Here is a 269-nt window from a genome sequence, read left to right on the forward strand (position 1 = left end):
CATATCACGGACGGCTTTTGCGTCACTCATTGCATTGAAAGCATCATCAACTGTTAGTTGGCCATCGGCCAGTGTGTCAGACATTTTTGGCTGAGAGGTCTTTCCAGAAGACGTTTCGCCTTCCTCGGAATCGAGCTTTAGACTTTGGATGATATTAACATTGGTGTTTACATTCATGGTTGATACGTTCTGAGCCCCTGCAGGGGGTCTATCACCATAGTGCCACATGCCTGTTGCGTCTTGCCATTTATAGAAGGACACTTTGTTAC

The 269-nt window shown here is 46.1% G+C and carries 1 protein-coding gene; it reads right to left on the reverse strand.

Annotated elements, in window-relative coordinates; translation table 11 throughout:
• Positions 1 to 269, reverse strand: a 269-nt coding sequence (locus A3766_RS01585) for a DUF4124 domain-containing protein (protein ID WP_156508603.1), incomplete at both ends; no start/stop codon positions are given.

It is taken from the genome of Oleiphilus sp. HI0132 (assembly GCF_001635845.1).